We start from the raw sequence: 6,675 nt of genomic DNA on the forward strand, positions 1-6,675 counted from the left end.
CACTATGGGAGTAAATACCATTTAATCAATTTTGATAAGTGTATTTGAGAAGATTTAAAGCCTTACCCTAGTAATCAGAATTCCTTGACAAACTTATAATGTCATTCAGATGTATTAATCCTCCTATTAAGGAAATTATTTTATACAACTCTACTTTTCCCCATCTATCAGGAGTATCATTACCATGCTGAATTAAATTGCGATTAAATATAGGGATCTCATCATGTTCTTTAACACCATTTTTGAAAATATAGTCCTCAAATACTTTTTTTGTCTCAAACCCAAATTGTTTAATATAAATATGTTCATCTAATTGATCAACAAAATCTTGATATTCCTTCTTTAAGGTCTTACCAAAAAAGTTTTCATTTTTATTTATTACTAAATTTATAGCTTTTTCTAATGCAGAAATTAAAAAAGGAATTATTGATTTAAAATCTCCGCTTTTAATATGACTAATACATTCATTAAATGTTTCACTCCATCCAGCTCCAAAGAACTCTTTAAAATCATCAAAAATATATTCCATGTCAATTCCATCAATTAGCCTAATAAAATATTCATCTTTTTCTGTCATTGGAACTTTGGAAGCACGGCAATATTCAGCGGGAGTAAAGAAAGGTAATAGCCCCCAACCATCTTTTACATTTCCTCTTATACACCCTCTTAAAATAGCCATTCCTTCCAAATGATCCTGAGTCAGTATTTCTATACGTTCTTTTCTAAGTTTGTTTGCTGCTTCATTAATCTTTTGAAGTAAGTTATCTTCCAAAATCCTCCCCCTCTTACACAGTACTCTAAATTTCCATATTTCCACAGAAGCTACTCAATTAAATGGCCCGATTGTGGAATACTGTAAAATTACTTCACATGTGGCCCCTCATTCCTCGAATCGTTTCCGTACCCCTTATATAGTAAATATAAGATTATGTAGTGGTAATACCTAACCTCTGTTATCTTAACAGCAATTTTTCCAACTATTTAGCTGATTATGCTTGACTGGTTTTAGGGGTTTTGACTTGCTGAAGTGAAGCAATGAAACGGCTGGAAGGCAGTCTTATCCCCTATGCTGAAAGAAAGCTAAAAAAAGCAATCTAACAGAATAGGAGGGATAAGCGTCTAATTTACTTGCGTCAGTTCGCAATGTATCCGTATGTATAGACCCTATTCACTCAACAGTTTTCACCGTACACGCCCTTTACCTAAAGGCTTGTCCTCTACATAAAGCCACCCCTATGCGACAAGCTGAACGTGTTCCCTAGCACCGCAATGCTAATGGCTACCACCCGAACCTTTTAAGGTAGTTCTCACCTTCCCCCAATAGATGAATAGGAATCCATTGAGGGTTGCCCACTTTGTAAGAGCATACTAGGTACTCTCTGCACGAACGTAGACTATCCAATCAGTTTTTAAGGTGCTTTCAGGCAATTGCACCTGAACAGAACACAAAAAAAGCGTCACCTCTTAACCTGTCAGCTTACCAAGTTAAAGAGATAACGCCCTTATTAAGAACTTTGTCGGATATGTATGAAAGATACTAGCATTTGCTAGTTGAAATCCAGTAGACAAAGAGTTTATAATAGGTGTATCAAATAGTCCTGTTGCGTCAGGGCTAAAACTTTAACCAGTGGTAGGACACTAGGTTAATTGAGAAAGTCATTTCCGTTGAGAGGTAGGACTCTTAACATAAGGAGATGGCTTTTTTGTTTATCCGTTCGTTATTAAGTTACTGATAATTTTACCTCTATCAAACTGGTAAAGCAACCATAATTAATAAGGTTCTGCAAAGATTCTAAATGGTTAATGGTATACCGTAAGAAGTAAAAAAGCCCAGCCCATTACAGGCTCAACAGATTTACCGCAAGATTAATCAAAACATACTAAGTATTCGGGTAGCCTTTAACCTCGATCATCTTGTTCCATATCTCTAATCATTTTTGATAGCACTTTCAATGCTTCAAAGTCATGTTCCTGTTTTTCGTGAGTTTGGTACGTTTTTAAGGATTTTGAAACTATTTTAATTAATTGTTCTGCCTTGCTATCTCCATTAGGTAATTGATAAATGATTTTCCTAATTGTATCTCTCCAAAAGTTAAGTTCTTTTCGATAGTCATTTAATTTAGCTAATAGAAGGATTTGTGATTTTTTTGAATCTATTTTCAACTTTTCTAATGTTTTTTCAGATTCACCAAATTTTGCACCTAATTTTTCCATGCTTATTTTATTATCTTCCATGGCCTTATTTAATGTCTCTTCCCGAAAATCCATAAGTTTTTGGATATCCTCATGATTTTCCCTAACTTCTTTTATTTTTTCATCTCTTTCTTCTTCAAAAGCTTTTATTTTTTTATCTTGCCTTCTATTTGCTAAATAATATATACCCCCAAGTAATATGGCATACATAACTGCATTAGTTATAATGGTCTTTACTTGTGCCTTGATAGGATTCTCCATTTCATTTGCATATTTCACATTGACTTTATTCCCGTTACCATAAACAATGATTTCTTTATCGTTTAACTGTTTATTTGTCAGTAAAACTAATTCTGTATTTGAATCTAACGGTAATTTTTTTATCTCAAAAACTGTACCATTAGTTGTGCCTAGATTGCTTGTAACCACTTTTATATTTATTGGTTTATTAGATTTAATTTGTTTTTCCGTCAGCGAACCAGGGATACTTAACCTTAAATTATTTAGGTCATCAAAAGCACTTAAATTAACAGGGAGAATGAACTGATCCTTTGCAACTTGAGTAGATTCTCCAATTGTCACCACTGATTTATAATCTGTGAAATATGAAACTGCAAACCCTGAAATAGATGTAAAAATACCAGCTACTACTAACATAATTAAAGATTCGAATACGCGACTACTCATGAAATAATCCCCCTATCATATAGGTGAATATTACCATTTAAAGGCTTGGAGTAGGTATTTTTTATTTTGTTGTTCGACTATCCTGCCCCTTCCTTTAGCTCCATCAGAAAAAGAGCTGCCAAAGCAACTCCTTTATTGAAGTTAAAAAGGTAAATCATCTTTTATTATAGGGCGTACCTTTCTTACTAAATCTGAAATGTCCTTTTCTCCGTTGTAAACAACACTGATAATTTGAAAGTCGTCTGGATAGCGAACAGAGCTTTTTATCTTTTGTATCCGCTCATAAGCTGCTACAGCAGCAGTCCATTCCGGTTCTTTTCTAAAGTCAGTTGGGATTACTGAACAACTACCAGACTGTAAGAATTTAGCACTGTTCGCAAACAATTGAACCTCAATTTGAATCTCCATTTGTATACTCCTATATCTCTGTGCCTTTTTTGTTAATTCTCAAACACTAAAGCCCTCCTGAACTTTAAGAAGGGCTTTTTTTTAATCCTCAACGATTACATTAATAATTTCATTAAATTTAATTTTCTTAAAGGTACTATCTTTCTTCTGAATACTTAACTCCTTCGTGACAGGATCAATATACACACAGTATCCATACAGTTCAATTGGATTTCCCTCATTATGCAATCTAAAACTTATCGGTAAATGATATTCCATCGCATAATGAATGTTGTTTTCAAATTCTTCAACCTGGTATTCATCTAGTACAGGTTTTTTATTTAAGAAATAATCGTCCTTATTCTTTTGTTTATTTAATGCTTTATGTTCTGGTAACATCAATGCTGCTTGCCATTTAATGATTCCTCTATCACGAATTGTACCCATTAGAAAGATCTCTCCTTTTCATTTATTATATACGAACTAATGTTCTTATAAAAGGTAGAAAAAAACCTATTCTAGAGAAGGGCTTGTACTGCCTCTTTCGCTTTAGCGTAAATAGTGGAACGTGGGACGCCTGTCATTTTAGCTATCTCATTTACACTTAATCCGTTAGATTCTCTCTCCTGATACAGCTTCAAAGCCTTTTTAACGTCCTTCTCGTCCTTTCCTTTACGACCCATATGAGTTCCTTTAGCTTTTGCCCTTTCACGTCCCTCAGTGGTCCTATCTTTGATTAAATCACGTTCAAACTCAGCAATAGCCCCCAGCATAGTAAACATTAGCTTTCCAGATGGTGTACTAAAATCAATCTGTTCTTTGATGAATACTAAGGCTATTCCCCGTTCTTCTAGTTCCTTAGCAATCTTTTGTAAATCAAATGTACTCCTAGCTAGTCTGTCTATTTTGTAAACAACCAGCTTGTCTCCTTCCCTTAAAAAGTCTAACGCCTTAATCAGTTCCTCACGATCACTTTTAGCACCACTTTGTTTCTCCATGAATATCTTCTCACAGCCATATTCTTTTAACTTCTCTTCCTGTAAATCTAATGATTGATCAATGGTGCTTACTCGTCCGTATCCTATAATCACATCCGATGCGTGAAACAACTACCTTTTGGATTTATCTTTTATAGTTTTTGCTATTGCTAAAAAAATGATGATGTTAATATAGAAGTAGCTATTAGAAAAATAGAAAAAATTATAGGAGTGAAGGACAATGAGTGTACATAAAGCCCTTACGTTACATGCTCAAAAACAAAATCAAATTTTTACTAAATTTTCCCTATTAGACCAACAACGTGAAGATTATATTCAAGGAGCTATAGAATTATGTAAGGCTGAAAAGGATTTTACAACAGACCATATTAATCAAATCACTATGCAAATCAATGTTCTTGCAAACCAAAGGCTAATACCTACTCGTAAATTAGTTACCCCAGAAATGGTTCATTCATATGTGGAGTCATTAAAGTAAAATAATTTACTGATCTCTTAGTCGTAAGAAAAAGCACCGAATATCGGTGTTAACCCTCGACCTCCTGACACTCATTTTATAGATGAGTGTTTTTTTATGCTCAAATCTCCAAAAATACTCGTTAGTTCTACAAAAAGAAAAATATAGAAAGCTAGTTTACCTTTATCCTGCATATATTCAAATATGGACAAGATAAAGGGTGAATAATTGATGACTAAACAAACTCTTTTTAAAGGAACTATGATTTTAACAGTTGCCGCATTCATTACAAAGATATTGGGATTCGCTAACGGAATAGTATTAGCAAATGTAATAGGTCCTGAAGGCGTCGGGCTTATCATGATGGCAATGCCTGTTAATGGTCTTTTAATTACATTAACTACGTTAGGGCTCCCCATAGCTATATCTAAACTGGTTGCTGAAGCTGAAATAAAGGGAAACTATAAACGTGGAAAAAAAATCCTGGTTGTATCATTAGTAACTACTAGCTTATTAGGATTAATTTTAATGATTATTGCAATTTTCGGTGCTAAGGCATTATCTTCACATTTCTTAACAGATCAAAGAGCTTATTATTCTTTACTTGCCGTTATACCGATAGTCCCTATTGTGGCAGTTTCTTCAGTCATAAAAGGATATTTCCGTGGCAAACAAAACATGACGCCAATTGCGCTATCCCAAGTAATTGAGCAAGTTGTTAGAATTGGGCTTATATTTTTTCTAGTTCAGTGGCTACTTCCTTACGGAATCGAAAATGCTGCAGCTGGGGCAGTTCTTTGTGGCATTATTGGAGAAGGATTTTCTCTACTATATTTATTTTCTGTGTTTAAATGGTCCAAACATAAAAAATTCAAATTACACCATTCCTTTATTAAACAGATCAGCAAAGGTAAGGAAGTTTTCTTCGATTTACTTAAAACTGGTCTGCCGACAACTGGAAACGGCTTAATACAATCTTTGATAGGAATTATTCAGCCCATTCTGATTACACAAAGTTTGGCTCTGGCCGGTATTGGAACGGCTTTAGCTACCAAACAATATGGTATTGTGATGGGATATGCTATACCTCTAATGCTTCTTCCGGGTTTTGTAACTAATTCTTTATCAGTAGCTTTAGTACCAGCCATTAGTGAATCGAAAGAGAATAATAATCACCTTCTTATTAAGAAAAGAATTCAACAAGCTGTTAACATAGCTTTGATTGTAGGTGTTCCATGGACAATCATTTTGTACGTTTTTGCAGAGCCCTTAACGACTCTGATATATAAGTCACCGGAAGCAGGTACTTTTCTTAAAATCATGGGGCCATTCTTTCTACTACACTATTTCCGTACTCCCTTTCAAGCAGTACTTATTGGTTTAGGAAAAGCGAATACTGTCATGATAAATAATTTAGTGGCTTCAATAATATCCTTAATTTCTATAGTCTTTCTGGCTTCAAACCCTGAATTAGGGATTTATGGAGTCGCCCTATCTTTAAATATAGGATTGACCTTAGGTACATCCCTTCATTTCTTTTCAATTAAAAAATTAATTGGGCTTTATTTAAACCTAATCGGTACTATCAAAGTTATTTTATCCGGTATTATTATGGGGTACGGTGGATTAATTACATTTAAATATATTCAAAATGAGACTACAAATTCAATCGTGATATTGGTTATATCTTTAACTATTTCCTTGCTTAGTTATCTACTATTTCTACTTTTTTTCAAGATCATTGATTTCAAAAAATTGCATAAGTAGCATACATTTAACTAACTTACTGATCGGTGACAATACAGTTGTTTAATTTTGCTTTTATAAAACACACTTAACACCGTCCTATTATTCAGACGGTGTTAAAATATTCTTTAACCATCAACAGAAATAAAGTCGTTTAAACAACTTCCTTAAGCAACTAACGCACCCGTTAGTTCACTAAGAAAGGCG

The 6,675-nt window shown here is 33.9% G+C and carries 7 protein-coding genes; 2 read left to right on the forward strand and 5 right to left on the reverse strand.

Annotated elements, in window-relative coordinates:
• Positions 1-67: 67 nt before the first annotated feature.
• The 5 genes from J7J00_RS24810 to J7J00_RS24830 form a co-directional block, all read right to left on the reverse strand.
• Positions 68-772: a hypothetical protein gene (locus tag J7J00_RS24810; protein WP_214795508.1), complete on the reverse strand. Its 705-nt coding sequence runs from the start codon at positions 770-772 to the stop codon at positions 68-70.
• Positions 773-1,899: 1,127 nt separating this feature from the next.
• On the reverse strand, positions 1,900-2,880 hold the full coding sequence (locus tag J7J00_RS24815; protein WP_214795510.1) for a hypothetical protein: 981 nt from the start codon (positions 2,878-2,880) through the stop codon (positions 1,900-1,902).
• A gap of 141 nt (positions 2,881-3,021) precedes the next feature.
• Positions 3,022-3,288 (reverse strand): hypothetical protein, encoded by a 267-nt coding sequence (locus J7J00_RS24820; RefSeq protein WP_214795512.1) that lies wholly within the window; start codon positions 3,286-3,288, stop codon positions 3,022-3,024.
• An 81-nt stretch (positions 3,289-3,369) separates the two neighbouring features.
• The gene (locus J7J00_RS24825; RefSeq protein WP_214795514.1) at positions 3,370-3,714 is read right to left on the reverse strand and encodes a YolD-like family protein; all 345 of its coding nucleotides are present in this window, start codon (positions 3,712-3,714) and stop codon (positions 3,370-3,372) included.
• Between the two features lie 71 nt (positions 3,715-3,785).
• Positions 3,786-4,376 carry a recombinase family protein gene (locus J7J00_RS24830; protein ID WP_286201564.1) on the reverse strand — a complete coding sequence of 197 codons (591 nt, stop codon included), beginning with the start codon at positions 4,374-4,376 and terminating at the stop codon, positions 3,786-3,788.
• Positions 4,377-4,485: 109 nt separating this feature from the next.
• On the opposite strand from J7J00_RS24830, the gene J7J00_RS24835 reads away from it, so the two are divergent.
• Positions 4,486-4,743: a DUF2533 family protein gene (locus tag J7J00_RS24835; RefSeq protein WP_214795516.1), complete on the forward strand. Its 258-nt coding sequence runs from the start codon at positions 4,486-4,488 to the stop codon at positions 4,741-4,743.
• A 210-nt stretch (positions 4,744-4,953) separates the two neighbouring features.
• The gene (gene spoVB, locus J7J00_RS24840; RefSeq protein WP_214795518.1) at positions 4,954-6,489 is read left to right on the forward strand and encodes a stage V sporulation protein B; all 1,536 of its coding nucleotides are present in this window, start codon (positions 4,954-4,956) and stop codon (positions 6,487-6,489) included.
• Positions 6,490-6,675: the final 186 nt, after the last annotated feature.

Origin of the sequence: Bacillus sp. ISL-4, assembly GCF_018613275.1 — a bacterium.
Classification (GTDB): domain Bacteria; phylum Bacillota; class Bacilli; order Bacillales; family DSM-1321; genus Peribacillus; species Peribacillus simplex_E.